We start from the raw sequence: 21,682 nt of genomic DNA, 5'->3' as shown, positions 1-21,682 counted from the left end.
GGTGGGGTGCGGGGCATCAGCGGGGTGCCGCGATCCGGTGCGTGACCGGCCGCTGCGGGGTCCACGGCTCCCAGCGCGGGCGTCCGTGCCTGGCGAGCGCCATGAGCGCGTCCTGCTCCCGGGCGGCGACGATCCGGTCGGCCGCGGTGCCGTCGGTGCCCTCCGGGTCGGCGAACAGCGCCGCGGTGTCGGTGCCGTGCACGGGACGCGACGCGAGGTGCGGGTTCGTCCGCGCGAAGTGCGAGGTGGTCGGGGCGTAGGCGAACTCCTGCGCCCACACGCTGCCCCCGGAACGGTGCACCGCGCGCACCAGCCGGTCGGCGGGCTCCCAGAAGCACGTCCGGGAGATCCTCCTGATCTTCTCGTCCTGGTCGAGGGACGGGTCGCCGCCGACCAGCATGTCGTAGGTGCGGTCGACCGCCGCCTCGCCGAAACCGGCGTACAGCCCCGCCTCGTCCGAGGTCACCGACACCAGGACCGGCACGTCCGGCCCGCCGGTCCCGCGCGGCGCGCCGATCGCGTCGAGCGGCTGCTCGGGCAGCACGTCGCCGTCGACGACCGGGCCGTAGCGGACGGTGGCGCCCTGTTCGAGCAGCTTGCGGTGGATGTGCCGCAGCCCCGCGTTCGGCAGCCGCACCAGGTCCTCCGGGGTGCTCGCCAGCGGACCGGCCGCGGCGAGGAACTCCCCGGCGAAGCGGACGGCCTCCTCCCGGGGGATCGGGGCCTCGGCGTTGCCGCTGTAGACCGCCGCCTGGTGGAACAGCCCGCGGGCGGAGGGCGTGGCCAGCAGCGTCGCCACGTCGGAACCGCCCGAGGACATGCCGAACAGCGTGACGTTGGCCGGGTCGCCGCCGAACCCGGCGATGTTCTCCCGTACCCAGCGCAGCAGCAGGACCTGGTCGAGGATCGCGAGGTTCGCGCTGTCCTTGAAGGCCGGGTCGTGGCCGCCCAGGTAGAGCCATCCCCACGGGCCCAGGCGGTAGTTGGCGGTCACCACGACCGCGCCCTGGCGGGCGGCGAGGTGCCACGGGTCGACCCAGGTGCGGCCGCTGCCGTACACCCGGCCGCCGGCGTGCAGCCACACCAGGACCGGGCGGGGCTCGTCGCGGGGTGAGCCGGTGGACCAGATGTTCAGGTTCAGGCACTGCTCGTCCTCGACGTCGTCAAGAGGGACGAGGGCCCAGGTCGTGCCGAGCTGGATCGGCAACTGCCAGCTGACGGGGCCCCAGTGGTGCGCGGTGATCCGCCCGGCCGGCTCGGCGGGGACCGGTGGCCGGAACCGCCGCTCGATCCGGCCGTAGGGCACGCCGCGCCAGTTCGGCGTGCCCCGGTCCAGGAAGCCGTGGGCCGGTCCGGACGTGGTCTGGACTGTCAGGTCGCTCTCGGTGTGGTCACGCATCGGGTGCCGTCTCCGAATCCTCAGGGCAGCGGTCTTTCCTCGGTGGCCGGACCACGGGGCGCCGGCCGTTTCGCCAGTCGCCCGCGGTCGGGGCGGGGTGTACGGGCCCGCGTCCGCGGGCGGGGCGGGTCCTGCGCCCGGGCGGGGCAGGGCGTACGGACCCCCGCGCGGGCGGGGGAGGGTCGGCGCTCCGGTACCGCGCGGTGCGCACCCTGGCCGGACCCCGCGCGGGCGGGGGCGGGTCACGCGGCGTGCGCGCGGACGTCGTCCAGCAGCCGGGCCTGGCGCAGCGTCTCCTCGGCCGGGGCGGAGCCGGCGCGCACCGCGGCGGCGAAGGCGGCGATTGCGGCGGCCACCTGGTCGTGCGGGGCGAGCCGGATCTCCTCCCGCTGTCCGCCCCGGTGCAGCCCGATCACCGGGACGAGGTCGGCGGGCGGGGTGAACGCGCGGTCCACCGTGATCCGCCCGGTGCTGCCCCGCAGTTCGTACCGGGACAGGTACGCCTGCCCGATGCCGAAGGCGACCTGCGCGGTCGGGCCCTCGCGGGTGCGCAGGAGGGCGGCGCCGGACGTCTCGACCTCGCGGCCGTCCTCCCGGGCGAGCACCGCCCCGGCGACCTCCAGCCCGGGGCCGAGAAAGTGCAGGGCCGCGCGCAGCGGGTAGACGCCGACGTCGGCCAGCGCGCCGCCGCCCAGTTCGGGCCGGTAGCGGATGTCGGTGTCCGGCAGCGCGGGAATGCTGAACGCGGCGTGCAGCGAACGCAGTTCGCCGATCGCGCCGTCGGCCACCAGGCGCCGTACCGCCGCGTGCCGCCGGTGGTGGACGAACAGGACGTTCTCCATCAGCGCCAGCCCGCGGTCCCGGGCCAGGTCCAGCAGCCGCCCGGTGCGGGCGGCGCTCGCGGTGAGGGGCTTCTCCGCGAGCACGTGCTTGCCGGCGTCGAGCGCGGCCTCGGCCCACCGGTCGTGCAGCGAGGCGGGCAGCGGCACGTAGACCGCGTCCACCTCGTCGAGTTCCAGCAGCCCGGCGTAGCCGCGCACCGCGCGGCCGCCGAAGCGCTCCGCGACCCGCTCCGCCGCCGCCAGCCGCCGGCTGGCGACGGCGACGACCTCGGTGTCCGGACCGGCCGCGAAACCGGGGAGCATCCGGCGCACCGCGATGTCCGCGCAGCCGAGCACCCCGATGCGCACCGGTGTGCTCACCGGCCGGCCGGCTCGGCCGCGTTGAGGCGCGCCAGCAGGCTGCGGCCCTGGACGTTGAGGTAGTGGCCGTGGCGGACCAGCGAGGTGAGCTGCGCCGGGGTGACCCAGGCGAAGCCGGGCGGCGGGTCCTGCGGCGCGTCGGACTCGTCCGCGTCCACGATCAGGTAGCGGCTCTCCGCGTTGAGGAAGCGCCCGCCCTCCTCGGAGTGGATCGCCTCGTAGCGGATGCGGTCCGCGGGCGCGCGCAGCACCGTGTCGAGGAACAGCGGCCGGTCCGGCGGGGCGAGGTGGGCGTAGTTGTCCGGGGTGCACTGCACCGTGGGGCCCAGCTCGATGGTGTCGAGGAAGCCGCCCTCGACGCGGGCGGCCACCAGGACGTGGCGCACGCCGTCGAACGCGCGGGACAGGAAGGCGGTGACGCCCTGGCCCACCGGTTCGAAGAGCGGCTGGGTCCATCCGGTGACCTCGCGGTTGCCCGCCCGCACCGACACCGCCACGACCCGGAAGTAGCGGCCGTCCTCGTGCTCGATGGTGCTCTCGCCGCGCTTCCACCGGGGGACGGAGGCCAGCGGGACCCGCTCGGTGCGCACGTCGTGCCGGGCGCGCTCCCCGGTGATCCAGGAGGACAGCTCGATGTCGCTGAGCAGCGCGCGCGCCGCGGTGTCCGGGTGCGGCAGGCAGGACAGCACGGTGCGCGAGTCCATGTTCACCACGTTGTCCCGGTGCAGCAGCGCGCTGATCTGGCCGAGGGTGAGCCAGCAGAAGTCGTCGAGCAGCGGCACGTCGCCGGTGGCCTCGACGATCATGTTCCGGTTGGACTTCCGGTAGAACCACGAGCCGTGCTCGGACTGGAGCACGTCGGCGATGACGCGGCCGCGGCGCGGACCGGCGAAGTACTCGATGTACTTCACGTCCGCGCCCTTGTGGGCCTTGGTGTAGTTGCTGCGGGTGGCCTGGACGGTGGGGGAGAGCTGGAGCAGGTTCGGGTTGCCCGGCTCCATCTTGGCCTGCATCAGGAAGTGCGGCACCCCGTCGAACTCCTTGACGAGGATGCCGAGGATGCCGACCTCGGGCTGCTTGATGATGGGCTGGTACCAGTCGGCGTAGGGGCCGTCCCCGAAGGGGCCGGCCTCCTCCGTGACGTGCAGTCCCTCGACGGTGAAGAAGCGGCCGCTGCGGTGGCCGAGGTTGCCGGTGCGCTCGTCGAACGACCAGCCGTCCAGCTCCGCGAACGGGATGCGCTCCACGCGGAAGTCGGTGGCCCGGCCGCGCTCGGCCAGCCAGGCGGCGAAGTCCCCGGTGCGCAACTGGACGCCTTCCTCGGCCGCGGCGGACAGCGCGATGCGGGAGCGCAGGCGCGCGTCCACACGCGCCTGGAGCGGGGGACGGAGGGGCGGGGAAAGCATCAGGGGTCTCCCTGGGTTCGGTGCGCCGGGTCCCGGCGGTCGGACGCGGCGGCGCGGGGGCGGTGGGACGCGGGCGGCTGCCCGCTCGGGACGGTCGGTGCGGGCGGCTGCTCCGGACGGCCGGCCGGCTCAGCCGTGCGAGGCCGCGAACTCCTTGATCGAGGCGGAGACGTAGTCCAACATCTCGTCGGTGAGCGCCGGGTAGACCCCGATCCAGAAGGTGTGGTCGGCGATGACGTCGCTGTTCTCCAGCCCGCCCACCACCCGGAACGGCCGCCCGATGTAGGCCGGGTGCCGGGTGAGGTTGCCGGCGAACAGCCGGCGGGTGCCGATCTTGCGGGCTTCGAGGAAGGCCACCAGCTCGGCGCGGCTGTACGCCGCCCGGGGATCGACGGTGAGCACGAAGCCGAACCAGCTCGGGTCGGAGCGCGGGGTGGCCTCGGGCAGCAGCAGGCCGGGCACCCCGTCCAGACTGTCCCGCAGCCGCCGCCAGTTGCGCTTCCGGGCCGCGATGAAGTCGTCGAGCCTGGCCAACTGGCTCAGGCCCAGCGCCGCCTGGATGTCGGTCGCCTTCAGGTTGTAGCCGACGTGGGAGAAGATGTACTTGTGGTCGTACCCGGCAGGCAGGGTGCCCATCTGGTACGAGAAGCGCTTGAGGCACTTGTCGTTCTCGCCGGGCTCGCACCAACAGTCCCGGCCCCAGTCCCGCAGCGACTCCACGATCCGGGCCAGGCCCAGGTCCGAGGTCAGCACGCAGCCGCCCTCGCCCATCGTGAGGTGGTGCGCCGGGTAGAAGCTGACGGTGGCCATGGCGCCGAAGGAGCCGGTCAGCTTCCCGTCGTACCGCGAGCCGACCGCGTCGCAGTTGTCCTCGATCAGGAACAGGCCGTGTTCCTCGGCGAGTCGGGCGATCTCGGTGACGGGGAACGGGTTGCCCAGCGCGTGCGCGACGATGATCGCCCGCGTCCTCGGCCCGATCGCGGCGGCCACCCGGTCGGCCGTCGTGTTGCAGGTGGCGAGGTCCACGTCCACGAAGACCGGCACGAGGCCGTTCTGCAGGATCGGGTTGACGGTGGTCGGGAAGCCCGCCGCGACGGTGATCACCTCGTCGCCCGGCCGCAGCCGGCGGTCCCCCAGGACGTGCGAGGTCAGCGCCGACACGGCCAGCAGGTTCGCCGACGAACCGGAGTTGGTCAGGTGGGCCTTGCGGCGCCCCATCCGCCGGGCGAAGGAGGACTCGAACGAGCGGGCGCTGCGCCCGGCCGCGATGCGCATGTCCAGCGCGGCCTCCACCAGGGCCGCGCGGTCCGTCTCGTCCAGCACCGCGCCGGACGGCCAGATCTCCGTCGTGCCGGGCACGAACTCCCGTTCCGGGGAGACCTCCTGGTGGTGCCGGCGGACGTCCTCGAGTATCCGTTCCTTGCGGTCGCTCACGGTGACTCCTCCTCCGGGTGCGGTGCGTGGACCGTGCCGCCGAGCGGTGGCCGGTCCGGCGGCAGTACGGGCGCGAGCAGGTCGCGCAGCGAGTCGTCGAGGTCCCGGCGCGGGCGCCAGCCCAGCAACCGCCCGGCGCGCGCGATCTCCAGCCGCTGCCAGGCGACGTCGGTGCGCGAGGACGGGGACAGCGGTTCCTCGACGACCGGGACCCGGATGCCGCTCAGCGCGACCATCCGGTCGATCAGCCCGCGCATCGGGACCGCCTCGCCGCGGCCCACGTTGACCACCCGGCCCGTGACGGCCGCCCCCGGCGCCGTGGCCGCGGCCAGCACCGCCGCGGCGGCGTCGCGCGCGTCCACCAGGTCGCGGGCGGCGCGCAGCGGCGGGAGCCGCAACTCGGCGGCCCGCCCGCCGCGTCGGACGGCGTGCGCGGCCGCGCCGAGGTGGGCCGCGACCCGGCCGAAGAGGCTGCCCTCCGGCACCCCGGACCCGATCACGTTGGCGAGCCGGAGCACCACCGCGTCCACGCCCCGCTCCTGTACGGCGCCCAGCACGGCCCGGGTGCCCAGCAGCTTGGTCCGCCCGTAGGCGGTGACCGGGGCGGGCGGGTGGTCCTCACCGGTGCCGGCGTCCGGCGCGCCGGCCCCGTACTCGTGGACGGTGCCGAGCTGGACGAGCCGCGGCGGATCGCCGGGCATCGAGGCGAGCGCGGTGAGGAGGCGCTCGACCAGCGCGGCGTTGCCCGCCGCCATCTGCTCCTCGTCCGACCGCCAGACCTGGCCGGCCGCGTTGACCACCACGTCGGCGCCGGCCTCGCCGAGCATCCCGGCGATGCGCCCGGGCGTCGCCGCGAGCAGGTCGAGGCGCAGCGGCGGGCGCACCCGCGCGCCGGCGTGCCCGCCGGTGCGGGAGACCGGCAGCACGCTCGCGCCGAGCGCGGCGAAGCCCTCGACGACGTGGCGGCCGACGAATCCGGTACCGCCCAGGACGACCACGCGCAGCCCGGCCACCGGGCGGGCGTCAGACCGCATGGCGCGCCCCGTCCTCATGGCGCGCCCCGTCCGCGGGGTTCTCGCCGGGCGCGGGGCTCTCGCCGTGCGCGGCGGCCTTCCACCAGTCCGGGTTGTCCCGGTACCAGGCGACCGTCTCGGCCAGACCGGTCGCGAAGTCCGTCCGCGGGGCGTAGCCGAGCTGCTCGCGGATCTTCGAATCGTCGATCGAGTACCGCAGGTCGTGCCCCCTGCGGTCCGGCACGCGGCGGACCATCTCCTCGCCGGCGCCGGTCAGGTCGAGCAGCGCCTCGGTCAGCGCGAGGTTCGTGTACGCGTTGCCGCCGCCGATGTGGTAGACCTCGCCGGGCTGGCCGTGGTTGAGCACCAGGTGGACGCCGCGGCAGTGGTCGTCCACGTGCAGCCACTCGCGGACGTTGCGCCCGTCGCCGTACAGCGGGACCCGGCGGCCCTCCAGCAGGTTCGTGACGAACCGCGGGATGAGCTTCTCGGGGTGCTGGAAGGGGCCGTAGTTGTTGGAGCAGCGCGTGACGGACAGGTCCACGCCGTGGGTGCGCCAGTAGGCCCGCGCGACCAGGTCCGCGCCGGCCTTCGAGGCGGCGTACGGCGAGTTGGGCGCCAGCGGGCACTCCTCGGTCCAGGAGCCCTCCTCGATCGAGCCGTACACCTCGTCGGTGGACACGTGCACGACGCGTTCCACGTCGCTGTCCAGCACGGCGTCCAGCAGGGTCTGGGTGCCCAGGACGTTCGTGCGGAAGAAGGCGCCGGCGTGCTCCAGGGAGCGGTCGACGTGGGACTCGGCCGCGAAGTGGACCACCGCGTCGTGGCCCGGCAGGAGTTCGGCGAGCAGGTCGCGGTCGCAGACGTCGCCGTGGACGAACGCCAGCCGCTCGTGCGCGGCGGGCAGGTTGTCCCGGTTGCCGGCGTAGGTCAGCTTGTCCAGGGCGGTGACGTGGGCGCCCGCCCACCCGGCGTAGGCGTCGGCGAGCAGTTCGCGGACGAAGTGGGAGCCGATGAAGCCGGCCGCTCCGGTGACCAGGATTCTCATGCCGCCACCTCCACCCGGGTGTGGTCCCCGACGACCAGGCAGTGGTGGTCCGCGCCGGCGCCGGTGGTGCCGACCAGGGCGGCCCGCCCGATCAGCGAGTCGCGCAGGCCGAGGACGCCGGTGACCTTCGCCCCGTCCAGGGCCATGGAGCTCTCCAGCCGGCTGCCAGCGACCACGCAGTTCCGCCCGATCGAGGTGTACGGGCCCACGTGGCTGTCCTCCACGACGGTGCCGGCGCCGATGATCGCCGGACCCTGGACCAGGGACCGCAGCACGCGCGCCCCCGCCTCGACCACGACCCGGCCGACCAGGACGCTGGCGTCGTCGACGTGGCCGCCGACGCGCCGTCCCAGGCGGTCGAGCAGGCGGCTGTTGCACTCCAGGACGCCCTCGACCTCGCCGGTGTCCTTCCAGTACCCGTCGTACTGGCCGGCCCGGACGTCCGCGCCTGAGGAGACCAGCCACTGGATCGCGTCGGTGATCTCCAACTCGCCCCGGGCGCTGGGCCCGATGGCCCGCACCGCCTCGTGGATGGCCGGTGTGAAGAAGTACACGCCGATGAGCGCCATGTCGCTGCGCGGGTGCGCCGGCTTCTCCGCCAGGGCCAGCACCTCGCCGTCGGGGCCGAGTTCGGCGACCCCGAAGGAGCGCGGGTCGGGCACCTTGTGGACGACGACCTGGGCGGCCGGGCGGTGGGCGGCGAACTGCTCGGCGATGCCGGTGATCCCGTCGGGCAGCATGTTGTCGCCCAGGTACATCACGAAGTCGTCGTCGCCGAGGAAGCCGCGGGCGACGGACACCGCGTGGGCCAGGCCGCGCGGCGCGTCCTGGGGGATGTAGGTGATGCGCAGCCCGAACCGGGAGCCGTCGCCGAGCACGGCCTCGATCTCGGGCCCGCGGTCGCCGACGACGACGCCGGCCTCGGTCACCCCCAGGTCCCGGACACCCCGCAGCACGTGCACCAGGACGGGGGTGTTCGCGATGGGGATGAGCTGTTTGGGCATCGAGTAACTGAACGGCCGCAGGCGGGTACCGGAGCCGCCTGCGAGCACCAGAGCCTTCATCGAGAGGTCCTCTCGGGTTCGTGTGTTCGTGCCGTGGAGCCGGCCGAGGGGCGTTCGGGCCGGCCGGACGCCCCACGCGGGAAAGCCCGGGCCCGCCGACGGGACGGGCGGGCCTCGCGCGGACATGACGGAGCCCCCGCCGGCACGGGCGGGGGCTGACTGAGGGGAACCGCGGCCTTCGGAGGACCGCTCGATCTCACGTGCCGGGCACGTTTCCGGCGGGCGTCGAAAGCCGTCGGTGTATGACCGCCGCCCCTTTTCGCCCGCGCCCGATCCTGCCGTTCCTTCCCCTTTCCTTTCCGTTCCCTCCGGTTCCTGATTACCCGCGCGCGGTCGCCGGCGGAATGTTGTGGTTGGAGCGGAACAGGTTGGACGGGTCGTATTCCGCCTTGACCCGGGTGAGCCGTTCCCACGTGGCGCCGGGATACATCGCGTTTTGGACCTGTTCCGCGTCCGCGGCCGCCACGAAGTTGGCGTAGGAGCCGGAGTCCGACTGCCGGATGGCGGCCGCGAACTCCTCGACCCACGCCTCGTGCACGTCGGGCTCGCCGGTGTGGACGGCGGCCAGGTGGGCCATGATCCGGCTGCGCCGGTGGGCGAAGGCGGTGGCCTCGGACGGGACCCGCGCCAAGGCGCCGCCGAGCACCCGCAGTTGCGCCGAGGCCATCCGCGCGGTCGAGGTGCTGATCCGCTCCACGATGGTCTCGGCGGTGGCCCTGTCGACCCGGTCGATGAACATGTTGCGCGCCGCGGAGATCGGGTGCTCGTCGGGGTTCACCGGCGGGAACATCCCGGGGTACGGCATGGCCTTCACCAGGTCGGCCAGCGGCGGCACGATCGCCCGGAACCGGTCGACGACCTTCTCCCCCTCCTCGGCGGGGCCGGCGTAGCACAGCATCGCGAGGATGACCGGCCTGCCGTGGTACTCCTTCGGGATGAAGGGGAACCGGGGCGCGGTCCACACGTTCACGATGGTGGACAGTTCGTCGGGGGCGGCCTCGGCCTCGGCGACGAAGGCTTCGAGGATCTCCGGGGTCACCGGGGTGACCATCATCCCGCCGTACACGCCGTCGAGTTCGTGCAGCCGCAGCTTCAGCCGGGTCGCCACCCCGAAGTTGCCGCCACCGCCGCGGATCGCCCAGAACAGGTCCGGGTGGTGCCGCTCGTCCACCGACAGCAGCGCCCCGTCGGCCGTGACGATCTCCGCGGCCAGCAGGTCGTCGGCGGTCATGCCGTGCTTGCGGGTCAGGTAGCCGATGCCGCCGCCCAGCGTGATGCCCGCGACCCCGACCGCGGCGCTGTCGCCGAACCCGGTCGCGAGCCCGTGCCGCGCGGCGGCCTCGGTGTACTCGCCGGCTAAGACGCCGGCCTCGGCCCAGGCGGTACGGGCCTCGGCGTCGATCTCCAGTCCCCGCATGCCTGCCAGGTCCAGGACGATGCCGCCCTCGCACACGCTGTGCCCGGCCGCGCTGTGGCCGCCGCCGCGGACGGCCAGTTCCAGACCGGTCTCCCGCGCCAGGGCGACGACGTGCGCGACCTGCTCGGCGTCGCCGGGGCGCAGGACGACGGCGGGCCTGCGGTCGACGTCGCCGGCGTAGACGGTGCGTGCCGCGTCGTATCCGGCGTCGCCGGGCCCGATGACCTGTCCGTACCGTGCGGGGTCGAGTTCGCCGACCGAAAGCGGGGCGCGGTCGAGAGGTGCTGTCATGGAGTGACTCCGTAATATGCGTCGCGATTTCCCGGGCCGATCGGTCCGGCTCCGAGCGGGGCCGGACCGACGCCCGGACCCTGTCAGCCCGGCCCATTGGCTGTCAAGGAGCCGAGAAACTCCGATCGCCTTACGCCAACGGCCGGTGCCGGTCGGGGAAATGGGAATTCCCGGATCGGTCCTCCGGTTTATCGTGCCGACCGGAATGCGGGGGCGCGAAGGCGGGGAAAGGGGAGGTGCCCGCGGTCAGACGGCCCGTGCCTCGATCAGGGAGAAGCCGGGGCCCGCGAGGGGCGTCACCGACACGATCTCCAGGCCCGCCCGGTGGCACACCGCGTCGAACTCCGTCCGGGTGCGCTCCCGGCCGCCCCAGTTCACCAGCATGTTGAGGTCGCCGAGGTAGAGCCCCACGGCGCCGGGATCGACCGCCTCCGCCAGCACGGGTTCCACGATCAGCACCCGCCCGCCGGCCGGCAGCACCTCGCGGCAGTGGCCGAGGATCGTGGCGCACCGGTCGTCCGGCCAGTCGTGCAGGATGCTCTTGACGAGATAGACGTCGGCGCCTTCGGGCACCGACGTGAAGAAGTCCCCCGGCACCAGGGAGCAGCGGTCCGCGAGCCCGTCGCGCCGCAGCGTCTCCGGCGCCTGCGCGAGGCCCTCCTCGGTGTCGTGGAGGATGCCGGTCAGCGAGGTGTGCTCCCGCAGGACGGCGGCGAGCAGGGTGCCGTCGCCGCCCCCGACGTCGGCGACCGTGCCGAAGCGGCCGAAGTCGAAGGAGCCCGGCAGCACCGCGGCGGTGCTGCGGGTGGCCTGGCTCATCGCCTCGTTGAAGCGCGCGGAGCGCTCCGGGTGGTCCCGCAGGTGGCTGAAGAAGTCCTTGTCGAAGACCTTCTCGAACGAGGTGTCCCCGGTGCGGACGCTGTCGGCCAGGTAGTCCCAACCGGGCCGCATCATCTGCTCCATGGTCGCGGAGGAGAGCACCAGCGCGGCCATCGAGCCCGGGGCGCCCGGGTCGAGGAGCGCGCCGGCCGGCGTGGCCGAGAAGGTGCCCGGTACGGGCTCGCGGAGCAGGCCCAGGGCGGTCAGCGCGCGCAGCAGCCGCAGCGTGGACTGCGGGTCCGTGCCGGCCCGCGCGGCGAGGTCGGCGGCGGACCGCTGCCCGTCCCCGATCAGCTCGACGATCCTCAGCTCGACGGCCGCGTGCAGGGCACGCGCCGCCAGGTTTCCGAACACGAGTCGGATGACGTGTCCGCGGTCGTCCGCGGCTGCCGCCCGGACCTCGTCGTGCGCCACAGTGGTTCCCCTTCCGCCGCGCCGGTGCGCGATCCGGCCGCGGGGGCGCGGTCCCGCGGTCCGGCTGGTTGGTGTGCGTGGCCGGTGCGGCCCGGCGGTGCCGGGCGAGCGCACCGCGAGATGGAGGTGACGGTGGAGGTGACGGCCGGTCAGGAGGACGCCTTCACGAGGGTGAGCACGCGGGCGCCGTACGCGAGCGCGCCGGACACCGAGTCGATCCTCATGCCGGCCGCGGTCGCGAGCTCCCGCCACTGGTCGTGGGTGCGTTCGCGCCCCTCGAAGTAGACCATCATCCGCAGGTCGCCGCTGGTGAAGGCCGGGTCCGGCGCCGACGGCGACTGCTCGGCGCACTCGATGAGCAGCAGGGACCCGCCGGGCTCCAGCGCCTGCGCGCAGTTGCGCAGGATCCGCACCGCGTCCTGGTCCGACCAGTTGTGCAGGACGAAGGACAGCGCGATCACGTCGGCCGTCACCGGCAGCGGGTCGAAGAAGCTGCCCGCCACCACCTCGGCCCGGCCGGCCAGCCCGGCCTCCTCGAACTTCGTCCGCGCCCGGGCCGCCGGACCGGGCAGCTCCACCAGCGTGCCGCGGATGCCGGGTTCCGCCGCGAGGAGGGTGGCGATCAGGTCCCCGTCGCCGCCGCCCACGTCGAGCAGGTGGCGTGCGCCGCTCCAGTCGTGCTGCGCGACCGCCAGGCCGAAGATGTGCTTCTGGCCGTGCGCCATCAGGTCGTAGAAGGTGGCGCTGAGCACCGGGTCCGCCGAGACGTCCTCCCAGAACTCCTTGCCGTACTGCCGCTCGTAGACGGGGCGGCCGTCGCGGACGGCTTCGAAGAGGTGGATGAGCGCGAGGTCCGCGCGCCCGATCATGTGGGTCGGGTCCAGCCATCCCACCTGGGTCACCGGGTGGTCGTGGGCCAGCAGTTCGCCGAGCGCGGTGGGCGTGTAGTGGCCCGGCTCGGACTCCTCCAGCACCTCGACGGCGACCAGGTGGCGGATCAGCCGGCCGAGGGCCTGCTGGTGGGAGCCGGTCGCCTTCGCGAGCGACTCGACGTCGTGGACGCCGCCGCGCAGGTGGTCGACCAGCCGCAGGCGGGCGGCCACCCGCAGCGCCATCGGGGTCACCAGGTCGCCGAGCCGCATCAGCGTGGCGAACTCCGGGGGCAGCGCGGGGGCTTCCTGGGAGGGCGTCAGTTCGTCCTTGGACACGCGATTCTCCGATCAACGTGGGCGGTGCCGGTCTGTGCACGTCCCGGCGCGCGGGCCGGTCGCGGCGGGTCTCCTGGTACGGATACGGATACGGATACGGGAACGGGAACGGGTACAGGTACGGGTCAGTGGCCGCGGGCGGGGCCGAACCACCGGGTGAGCGCGGACCCGAGGGACGCGGCGGAGGCGTCCGACGCGACGGCGTCCGCGGCGGGCGCGGCGGGCGCGACCCAGGCGACGTGGCCGTCCGGGCGGATCAGCACGGCCGTGGCGGCCGGGACGTCGCCGATCACCGGGTAGCTCCAGAAGTCGTCCTCGCACCGCGCCTCGACCAGGTCCACCCGGTCCGTCCAGCCCTCAAGGGCGGCCCTGAGGCCCGGCCGGCCGCCGAGGTCGAGCAGGACCGGGCGCCCCGCGTGCAGCGACTCGAAGACGCGGGTGTGCCCGGAGGGCGACGTGATGTCGAGGTCGGGCATCCGGCGGCCGAGGGCCGGCGAACCGTCGCCCAGGGGGTAGCGGACGTCGAGCTGGGTGCAGGTGCCGCCCAGCGCGCGGTTGACCTCCTCGGAGCCGACCAGGGCGCCGAACACCCCGCGCAGCGCCTCGATCTGGGCGTCCGGGCGCCACAGGGCGGTCTGCGCCCGGGTGCTGTCGAGCATCCGCTCGACGGCCGGGCGCCGCTCGGCGCCGTAACTGTCCAGCAGCTCGTCCGGGGCCTGCCCGCGGGCGACCGCGGCGAGCTTCCAGCCGAGGTTGACGGCGTCCTGGAGCCCCAGGTTCATGCCCTGCCCGCTGGAGGGGAAGTGGACGTGCGCCGCGTCCCCGGCCAGCAGGACCCGCCCCTCGCGGTACCGGTCCGCCTGCCGGGCGGCGTCGCTGAAGCTGCTCAGCCAGTGCGGGTCGTGCATGCCGAAGTCGGTGCCCCCGAGCCCGAGGCACGCCTGGCGCAGCGTGTCCAGGGTCACCGGGGAGTCCCGCTCCGTCACCTTGCCGAACTCCATGGTGATCACCCGGTGCAGGCCGGGGACGTCGGCCGGGAAGATCATCACGGACCCGTGCTCCCGGCGGCTGTCGGCGCCGAAGACCACGTCGGCGGGCGGGTCGGTGAGCACCACGTCGCCGAGCAGCGCGGTGAGCGTGGCCGGTGTGCCGGACAGCCCGATGCCGGCGAGCTTGCGCACCGCGCCGCGGCCGCCGTCGCAGCCCACCAGGTAGCCGGCGCGCAGCCACTCGACGCCCCGCTCACCGGCGATCCGCACGTCCACCCCGGTGGCGTCCTGGCGCAGGTCGACCACCTCGGCGGACCGGCGCACCCGTACGCCCAGCTCCACCGCCCGCTCCTCCAGCAGCCGTTCGACCTGGGCCTGGGGGATGGCCAGCGCGTACGGGAACCGCGTCGGCAGGTCCCGGATGTCCAGCGGGATGAACGAGAAGTGCGCGAACGGCCCGGGCCGGCCCGCCGCGACGAACCGCTCCGCGATCCCGCGCTGGTCGAACAGCTCCACGCTCCGGGCGTGCAGGCCGCCGGCCCGCGACCGGCCGTTCGGCTCCGCGAGCCGCTCCACGACCAGGACGTCCACCCCGGCCAGTCGCAGTTCGCAGGCGAGCATCAGCCCGGTCGGGCCGGCGCCCGCGACGATCACTCCGGTCATGAGGACACCTCCTGTGGTTCCGTCGTGGCGTCGGCCGTCGTGGCGTCGGCCGTCGTGGCGTCGGCCGCGGGGCCCGCGGCCCGCCGTGCGAAGGGGCGCGCCGGCCGGCCGGCGGTGTCATTCCGCATCCGAACGCTCCCTGAGGCTGGCGTAGCGGCCCGAGTGGAAGATCAACGGCCGGGCGTCGGCCCCGATGGACCAGTCCAGCGCCTGGGCGATGACCAGTTCGTGGTCCCCTTCGACCTGGACCGTCCTGATCCGGCAGTCCAGCCAGCCGAGCCCGTCGGCCGTCACGGCGCGCCCGGCGGGCGTCCGGGTCCAGTCGCCGTCGGCGAACCGGTCCGCGCCGTGGGCCGAGAAGACCCGGCAGACGTCCTCCTGCGTGTCGCTGAGGATGGTGATCGCGAAGCCGCCGGTCGCCCGGATGAGCGGCCACGTGGTGGAGGTCAGCGCGACGCAGAAGGCGATCAGCGGCGGGTCCAGCGACACGGAGGTGAAGGAGTTCACCGCCATGCCGACCGGCGCGCCGTCATGGTCCGCGGTCACCAGCACCACTCCGGTGCTGAAGCATCCCAGGACGTCGCGGAAGCCGCGCTGGGTCAGCATGGCCGCGCCCCCCGGGATGCGGCCGCCGCGGCGGGCACCAGTGCTCTCACGCGCGTTCCCTCCCTCGTGACCAGGTGTCAGCGGAATCCGTCGGCGTTGTCGCGCGCCCACTGCGCGAAGGTCCGCGCCGGCGTCCCGGTCACCTTCTCGACGGTGGGCACCGGCCGGGTCTCCTCCGGGGTGGGGCTGCCGAGGAACTCCAGGCTGGCCGCCACGATCGGGGCCGGCATGTGCGCGGCCATCGCCGCCGCGGCCTGCTCCGGGCCGATCTCCTCGTGGCGCAGCTTCCGGCCGATCGCCTCGCCGACCGCCGCCACCTGCTCGACGGGTGTGACCGGCTCGGGCCCGCTGAGCGGGTACGCCTGTCCGGCGTGCCCGTTCCGGGTGAGCGCGGTGCGGGCCACCGCCGCGATGTCGCCGGGGTGGACGGCCGGCAGGGCCACGTCCGCGAACGGCGTGCGCACGACGTCGCCCGCCGCGAGCTGGGACCGCCACGCCAGCGTGTTGGAGGCGAACTGGCCCGGTCGCAGGAACGTCCACTCCACCCCGGACGCCTCGACGGCGAGCTCCGCCTCCCGGTGCATCCTGCCGATGAGGGACTGCGGCCGGGTCGTCGCGGCCATGCTGGACAGCAGCACCACCCGCCGTACCCCGGCGCGCACCGCCTCCCGGAGCACCGCGGTCTCGTGGCCCGAGGTCATCAGGAACAGGGAGTCCGCCCCGGCGAGCGCCGCGGCCAGCGACCCCGCCGTGCCGAAGTCGCCCTCGGCCACGTCCGCACCGGCCGGGAGCCCGGCCCGCGCCGCGTCCCGGGTGAGCGCGCGGACGGCGTGCCCCCCCGCGCTCAGTTGCCGCAGCAACTCGCCGCCCACGTTGCCCCGGGCACCGGTTACCAGAATCATGACGCCGCCTCTCGGAACGAGTCGATGTGGTCGGCCGCCCACCGGGCGAAGCTCAGCCCGGGCCTGCCGAGGTAGGGGTCGACCGGTGAGATCTCGTGCGGGTGCCCGACCAGCCGGGCGAACATCCGCAGCCGTGCCTCCACGGCGTGCGGGGGGACACCGGCCCGCAGCCACTCCTGCCGGGCCTGGTCGGGGGTGAGCTCCTCGAAGCGGACCGGCCGGCCGGCCACTTCGCCGATGATCCGCGCCCGGTCGGCGTAGCTGAGCGACTCCGGCCCGCTGAACAGCGGTGCCTCGCCCACCAGGTCGTCGGTGAGCAGCGCGCGGGCGGCCACGGCCGCGATGTCCCGTTCGTGCACCGGGGCGGTCCGCGCGTCCGCGAACGGCGAGCGGGCGACGCCGTCGGCGCGGATCCGCGCGGCCCACTCCAGGGCGGTCGCCGCGAACCCCCCGGCGGGCCGCAGGAAGGTCCACTCGGCGCCGGTCTCCTCGATCCGGCGTTCCAGCTCGCGGTGCCTGACACCGATCATGTTCCGGGGATCGTCGTCGAGGACCGAGTAGGACGACAGGGCGACGATGCGGCGCACCCCGGCCGCCTTCATCCGGGCGATCGGCTCCGCGCAGCCGTCCGGGAAGGCGGCCGTCACGAGGAAGACGGACGTGACGCCGTCGAGGGGGAGGTCGGAGGTGGCGGCCACCTCGACCCCGGCGGGCAGGCCGGCCCGCGCCGGGTCGCGGCTGAGCGCCCGGACCTTCCGGCCGGCCGCCGACAACTCCTCCACCAGCGGCCTGCCGACATGGCCGGTGGCTCCGGTTACCAGGATCATGGCCGTCCTCTTCAGGGCTGTCCGACGAGACCTTCGGTGAAGGCGAGCCCCGCGGGCTCGAACTGCATCACCGCGTGACTGGAGACCGAGCGCACGTCCCGCCAGTAGCGCTGGAGCGGGTGCCCGTCGTCCTGGGCCCGGGTGCCGCCGATCCGCAGCAGCCGGTCGACCGCGCCGATCAGCATCTGGAGCGCCAGCGCGCAGTCCCGGCGGTTGCGGCGCGCGAGCTCCGGCGGCACCGCGTCGCCGTCCGCGACGGCGGCGGCCCGCTCCAGCAGCAGTTGGGCCGCGTCGATCTCCCCGGCGGCCCGGGCGAAGTCCACCTGGTAGGGCTGGCCGGCGTGGGTCCGCGGCCCGGTGGGGGCGACCGCCACGGACTGCGCCGCGACCGCCAAGGCGGCGCGCGCGGCGCCGAGCACGGGGGAGACGAACATCAGCCCGCTCACGGCGGGGTTCGACAACTGGGTGTACCCGGGCAGGCCCACCAGCGCGCCCCGCATCGCGTCCTCGCGCAGGCAGGTGCGGTGCTCGGGCACGAAGACGTCGTCCAGGACGAGCGTGTGGCTGCCGGTAGCCCGCATGCCGAGGGAGGACCAGGTGTCCTCGTAGGCGTAGTCCCGCCGCGGCACCGCGAACAGCCGCATCGGCTGCCCGGCCGCGCTCGGGCCGGGGCCGGGGCCGGTCAGCAGGGCCCAGTCGAAGTGGTCGACGCCGCTGACGTAGGTCCAGGAACCGGACAGCCGGAACCCGCCGTCCACCGGGACGACCGTGCCCAGCGGCTTGAAGACGATCGCCGCCAGCACGTCGGGGCCGTCCGCCCAGATGTCGGCCTGGCCCTGCTCCGGCATGCAGGCCACGTAGCGGGCGGAGTAGGCGGCGACACTGGCCAGCCAGGCGGTCGACGAGCACTCCTCGCCCAGCCGGGCCACCGCGGCGGTCAGCTCGGCGTGGCTGCGCTCGGCCCCTCCCCAGCGGGCCGGCACCCGCCACCGGGCGAACCCGGCGTCCACCACCGCCCGGATCACCTCCGGGCTCACCTTGCGCTCGGCGTCGGCCCGGGCGGCCTGCGCTCCGGCCAGTTTGACGAGTTCGGCCATCGCCGACTGCGGGTCCGTGGAAAGCGGCATGCCGGTGGTTCCCCTCTCGCCCGCCGTCGGCGACGGCGGGGTGCTGTGGTGGGTACGGAACAGGTCGTGCGGGTCGTACGCGGCCTTCAGTTCGGCGAGCCGCCTCGCGTTCGGGTGAGGGTGCGGGTGCGGGGCCGCCGGCCGGGCGCCCGCGGGCTCGCCGCCGTCGGCGGGGAGCGCCGGCGCCAGCCCGATCTCGGCGCCGGTCAGCACGCCGAGGCCGCTCGCGCCGCCGCGCACCGCCCAGAACAGGTCGGGCTCCCGGGTGGGCGAGGTGGTGCGGACCAGGCCGTCGGCGGTGACCAGTTCGAGGGAGCGGACGTCGTGCGAGGCGGGGGCGGCCGCGCCGCGGGCCCAGGACGCGTCCCCGGTCAGGTAGTCCGCCGCACCGGCGTCCGCCGGCAGGTCGCGCAGCGGGGCGAGACCGTGCTCGGCGGCCGCCGCGAGCACCTCGCCCCACCGCAGACCCGCCCCGATCCGGGCAGTCGCGGCCCGCTGATCGACCGCCAGTTCCGTCAGGTCCGCGGTCACCACCAGCACCGCGCCGTCGGCGGGCGCCGGCCCGCCGGGCTCCACCGCGACCGCGCGGCGCGCCTCGGCGGCGAACCGGACCGCGGCGGCCACGTCGTCGGCGTCCGCGGCGACCACGACCGCCTCCGGACGCCCTCCGTTGCCGGGCCGGCGGGACACCGCCTCGTCGAACCCGTCGTCGCCGCGGTGGAGCGTGCGTCCGCGGATCGGCGCGCCCAGGCCCACGAGGGCGTGCCAGGCGGCCGGCCGGTCGCCGACCCGCTCACCGGCGGACTCCGCCGTGGTGGTGTGCACCAGCACCCCGTCGGGGGTGTAGATCCTGGCGGTGCCGGTGCCGCTGTGCGCCGATCCGTCGAGCCGGCCCTCGACGTGGGCCTCCAGGTGGCCCGCGTGGCCGCTCGCCGGCGTGAAGACCTCGGTGAGTTCGTAGGAGAACCGCCCCGGCGGGCCGGCGACCCACGTCCCGGTGCCGACCGTGACGGGGGTGCGCAGCGCGATCGTCCCGTCCGGTGCGAAGGAAATGGTGTAGGGGTCGGTCTGGTCGTCGTGGCGGACCGAGCCGGTCCAGACACCCACCGGGGTCTGGGCCGGGTCGGCCGCAAAGTGCGTATCGGGCATGTCGGTTGTCCACCTTCTCCAGGGACTTCGCCGGACGGGCCGCCGCGTGCGGGGGAGGCCGGCCCGGCGTCCGGGCGTGGTACGGCCGGGTCGCGCGGCCGCGGGCCGTCCGGTTCGGGGGCGGCTCGGGGCGCGTCCGGCCCACGGGACGGCTTCAGCGCACGTCGTGCCAGTTCGCGAGCGACCCGGCGGCGAGCGCCGCGTGCACGCCGGGTGCCGTCGCGTCCTTCTCCGACATCAGCGGCGGCTCGTCGAACTCCCACGGCAGCGCGAGGTCGGGGTCGAGCGGGTTGATGTCGATCTGCGTGCCGGGCACGTGCCGCGTGGAGACCACGTAGCAGATGCAGGCGTCGTCGGTGAGCGAGAGGAATCCGTGCCCCACCCCGTCCGGCACGTACACGCACCGCGCGGACCCGGCGTCCAGCGACGTCACGTGGTGGGCGCCGAAGGTGGGGGAGCCGACCCGCAGGTCGACCACGATGTCGCGCAGCGCCCCGCGGACGCAGGTGACGTACTTCGCCTGCCCCGGCGGTACGGCCACCCCGTGGATGCCGCGCAGGGTGTTGCGCCGGGAGACGGAGTAGTTGATCTGCTCCGGTCGGAACGGGCGGCCGGTGGCCGCCTCGACCTGGTCGTCACGGAACGCCTCGAAGAACGCGCCCCGCTCGTCGCGGATCTGCCGCGGCGTGAACACGAACGCGCCCGGCACGGTGGTCTCGACGACGTCCACGGCCTCAGGCCCCCTTCCGGTGCCGGGCGGCCATCCGCTCCAGGACCGGCACGATCTCGGTCGGGCGGGGGGCGGAGGCCAGGTCGGCGAACACCGCGTCGGCGCCCTCGCGGAAGGACGGCTCGGTGAGCACCCTGGACAGCTCCTCGCCCAACCGATCGGCGGTCAGGCCGTCGCCGGGCAGGGCCACTCCGGCGCCCTTGGACGTCAGGTAGCGGGAGCTGGACAGCGAGCTGCCCAGCTCGTCGGTGACGATCATCTGGGGCACCCGGTGCGCGGCCGCCGCGAAGAACGTGCCGAACCCGCCGTGGTGGACGATCGCCGAGCAGGTCGGCATCACCTGGGTGAGCGGGACGTAGTCGTGCAGCCGCACGTTGTCGGGCACGCGCGTGTCCGGGCCGAGCTGCGAGGCGTTGACGGTGGCGACCACCTCGACGTCCATGCCGGCCGCGGCCTCCAGGGCGGCCGCCACGCGCGCGTCCCGGCCCTCCTGGACGGTGCGCCCGGTGACGCCCAGCGACAGGCACACCCGGGGCCGCGACGGCGGCCGGGACAGCCACGGCGGTACCGGCGCCGCCCCGGTGTAGGGCACCCAGCGCATCGGAACGCGGCGCACGCCGGGGTGTCTCGGCAACCGCGAGGGGATCGGGTCCACCGTGAAGTCGCCGAAGAGCAGGTCCTCGGAGAAGCCGTGGCCGTACCGCTCGAACACCGGCGCCAGGTTCGCCGCCAGCGGATCGGTGTCCGGGCGCACCCCGGACGCCGGGTCGGCCATGCGTTCCAGCAGGCGTCCGCGGATCCAGCCGAGGTAGTCCGGGCCCCACATCATCCGGGCCGACGCCGCCCCGCACACGCGGGCGGCGACCGACGCCGCCGGACACGCCGGGTCCCAGACGACCAGGTCCGGCCGCCAGCTCCGCGCGGCCTCGACCAGGTTGTCGGCCGGTTCCTGCCGGCCCTCCCGGTCCGGGTGGTACCGGGCGTGCGCGGCCACCAGGTAGAAGCGGATGGCCCGCCAGAGCTGGTCGGCGTCGGAGCCGGCCTCGAAGGCGAGCGCGTCGCTGAAGCGGTCCAGCTCCTCGTCGGTGACGGGCGCGGGCGGCAGGGTGCGTTCGCCGAGGCCGACCGCGGTCAGGCCGGCGGCGGTGATCTGCTCGACCAGACCGCTGTTGCTCGCGACCCGTACGTCGTGTCCGGCGGTCTGGAGCGCCCACGCCAGCGGGACGCTGGGGTACAGATGGGCGGTCAGCGGTGCGACCGCGATGAGAATGCGCATGTGGCTGTCCTCGCTGTCGTGGATGCCGGCCGTCGCGGACGTCATCCGGGAGAGGTCAGGGGTGGGGGAACTCGACGCGCCCCGGCGGGGTGCCGCGGGTCCAGACCACCTCGAACGCGAGCCGCGCGAAGCGCCAGCCGGCGCCGGTCCGCACCGCGGCGCCCTCGAAGCGGTCGCCGACCTGGAACGGCTCCGGCGCCCCGGGCGCGTCCGGCGCTCCGACCCGCCCGGGCGCGTCCTGCAGCCCGGACTCCCGTGGCCCGGGCTTCCGCGGCCCGGACTCCCGCGGCGCCGGCTCCCGCACGACCGCCCCAGGGGGGTAGAGGTGGGTGACGACCAGGCTGCCCCGCACCCGCGCCCGGTCCCCGTCGATCTCGACGAGGTGGCCCGCGGCCAGGTGGTGGGTGCTCCGCCACCTGCCGATCATCGCGGCGGTGGCCTCCGCCATGCCGGCCACGCCGTCGTGACCGCCCGTCGGCACCTCGAACCGGCCGTCCTCGGTGAAGACCGACCGTGCCCAGGTGTCGTCGAAGCGCCCCTCGTCCAGCCCCGCCAGGTAGCGGTCGACCAGTTCCCGTACGTCCATCCGGTCCGCGAGCCGGCGCAGCGCGTCCGCCTCCTGTGCCGTCCGTGCCATG

At 74.8% G+C, this 21,682-nt stretch carries 18 protein-coding genes; all 18 read right to left on the bottom strand.

The features are described from left to right. Positions 1-16: 16 nt before the first annotated feature. On the bottom strand, positions 17-1,399 hold the full coding sequence (locus RVR_RS10480; RefSeq protein ID WP_202233585.1) for a carboxylesterase family protein: 1,383 nt from the start codon (positions 1,397-1,399) through the stop codon (positions 17-19). Positions 1,400-1,641: 242 nt separating this feature from the next. Beyond that, on the bottom strand, positions 1,642-2,601 hold the full coding sequence (locus RVR_RS10475; protein WP_272933071.1) for a Gfo/Idh/MocA family protein: 960 nt from the start codon (positions 2,599-2,601) through the stop codon (positions 1,642-1,644). After that, the gene (locus tag RVR_RS10470) at positions 2,598-4,007 is read right to left on the bottom strand and encodes an NDP-hexose 2,3-dehydratase family protein (protein ID WP_202233584.1); all 1,410 of its coding nucleotides are present in this window, start codon (positions 4,005-4,007) and stop codon (positions 2,598-2,600) included. The genes RVR_RS10475 and RVR_RS10470 overlap by 4 nt, the downstream gene beginning before the upstream one ends. 129 nt (positions 4,008-4,136) lie before the next feature. Next, positions 4,137-5,441 carry a lipopolysaccharide biosynthesis protein RfbH gene (rfbH, locus tag RVR_RS10465; RefSeq protein ID WP_202233583.1) on the bottom strand — a complete coding sequence of 435 codons (1,305 nt, stop codon included), beginning with the start codon at positions 5,439-5,441 and terminating at the stop codon, positions 4,137-4,139. Beyond that, positions 5,438-6,475, bottom strand: a complete 1,038-nt coding sequence (locus RVR_RS10460) for an NAD-dependent epimerase/dehydratase family protein (protein ID WP_202233582.1) — start codon at positions 6,473-6,475, stop codon at positions 5,438-5,440. Before RVR_RS10460 ends, rfbH begins: the two co-directional genes overlap by 4 nt. Beyond that, entirely contained in the window at positions 6,465-7,502 is a 1,038-nt protein-coding gene (gene rfbB, locus RVR_RS10455; protein ID WP_202233581.1) for a dTDP-glucose 4,6-dehydratase, read from the bottom strand. The genes RVR_RS10460 and rfbB overlap by 11 nt, the downstream gene beginning before the upstream one ends. Beyond that, positions 7,499-8,566 carry a glucose-1-phosphate thymidylyltransferase gene (locus RVR_RS10450; protein WP_202233580.1) on the bottom strand — a complete coding sequence of 356 codons (1,068 nt, stop codon included), beginning with the start codon at positions 8,564-8,566 and terminating at the stop codon, positions 7,499-7,501. Before RVR_RS10450 ends, rfbB begins: the two co-directional genes overlap by 4 nt. A gap of 319 nt (positions 8,567-8,885) precedes the next feature. Then, positions 8,886-10,274 carry an FAD-binding oxidoreductase gene (locus RVR_RS10445; protein WP_202233579.1) on the bottom strand — a complete coding sequence of 463 codons (1,389 nt, stop codon included), beginning with the start codon at positions 10,272-10,274 and terminating at the stop codon, positions 8,886-8,888. A gap of 246 nt (positions 10,275-10,520) precedes the next feature. Beyond that, positions 10,521-11,567, bottom strand: a complete 1,047-nt coding sequence (locus tag RVR_RS10440) for a methyltransferase (RefSeq protein ID WP_202233578.1) — start codon at positions 11,565-11,567, stop codon at positions 10,521-10,523. A gap of 149 nt (positions 11,568-11,716) precedes the next feature. After that, positions 11,717-12,775, bottom strand: a complete 1,059-nt coding sequence (locus RVR_RS10435) for a methyltransferase (RefSeq protein ID WP_202233577.1) — start codon at positions 12,773-12,775, stop codon at positions 11,717-11,719. Positions 12,776-12,900: 125 nt separating this feature from the next. Then, positions 12,901-14,427, bottom strand: coding sequence for an FAD-dependent monooxygenase (locus tag RVR_RS10430; RefSeq protein WP_202233576.1), 1,527 nt, complete (start codon positions 14,425-14,427; stop codon positions 12,901-12,903). 117 nt (positions 14,428-14,544) lie between these two features. Further along, positions 14,545-15,033: a flavin reductase family protein gene (locus RVR_RS10425; RefSeq protein ID WP_237404672.1), complete on the bottom strand. Its 489-nt coding sequence runs from the start codon at positions 15,031-15,033 to the stop codon at positions 14,545-14,547. A gap of 77 nt (positions 15,034-15,110) precedes the next feature. Continuing rightward, positions 15,111-15,935, bottom strand: coding sequence for an SDR family oxidoreductase (locus RVR_RS10420; RefSeq protein WP_202233575.1), 825 nt, complete (start codon positions 15,933-15,935; stop codon positions 15,111-15,113). Then, entirely contained in the window at positions 15,932-16,762 is an 831-nt protein-coding gene (locus RVR_RS10415) for an NAD(P)H-binding protein (protein WP_202233574.1), read from the bottom strand. Before RVR_RS10415 ends, RVR_RS10420 begins: the two co-directional genes overlap by 4 nt. A gap of 11 nt (positions 16,763-16,773) precedes the next feature. Then, on the bottom strand, positions 16,774-19,038 hold the full coding sequence (locus tag RVR_RS10410) for an FAD-binding protein (RefSeq protein ID WP_202233573.1): 2,265 nt from the start codon (positions 19,036-19,038) through the stop codon (positions 16,774-16,776). 154 nt (positions 19,039-19,192) lie between these two features. Then, the gene (locus RVR_RS10405; protein ID WP_202233572.1) at positions 19,193-19,768 is read right to left on the bottom strand and encodes a dTDP-4-dehydrorhamnose 3,5-epimerase family protein; all 576 of its coding nucleotides are present in this window, start codon (positions 19,766-19,768) and stop codon (positions 19,193-19,195) included. A gap of 4 nt (positions 19,769-19,772) precedes the next feature. After that, positions 19,773-21,089, bottom strand: a complete 1,317-nt coding sequence (locus RVR_RS10400) for a nucleotide disphospho-sugar-binding domain-containing protein (RefSeq protein WP_237404671.1) — start codon at positions 21,087-21,089, stop codon at positions 19,773-19,775. A 10-nt stretch (positions 21,090-21,099) separates the two neighbouring features. After that, the gene (locus RVR_RS10395; protein WP_202233571.1) at positions 21,100-21,681 is read right to left on the bottom strand and encodes a nuclear transport factor 2 family protein; all 582 of its coding nucleotides are present in this window, start codon (positions 21,679-21,681) and stop codon (positions 21,100-21,102) included. Between the last annotated feature and the right edge of the window lies 1 nt (position 21,682).

The sequence above is a fragment of the Streptomyces sp. SN-593 genome (assembly GCF_016756395.1).
GTDB classification, from domain to species: Bacteria; Actinomycetota; Actinomycetes; order Streptomycetales; family Streptomycetaceae; genus Actinacidiphila; species Actinacidiphila reveromycinica.
Note: the sequence above shows the minus strand (reverse complement) of the source record. Positions and strands in the feature narration are given on the sequence as shown.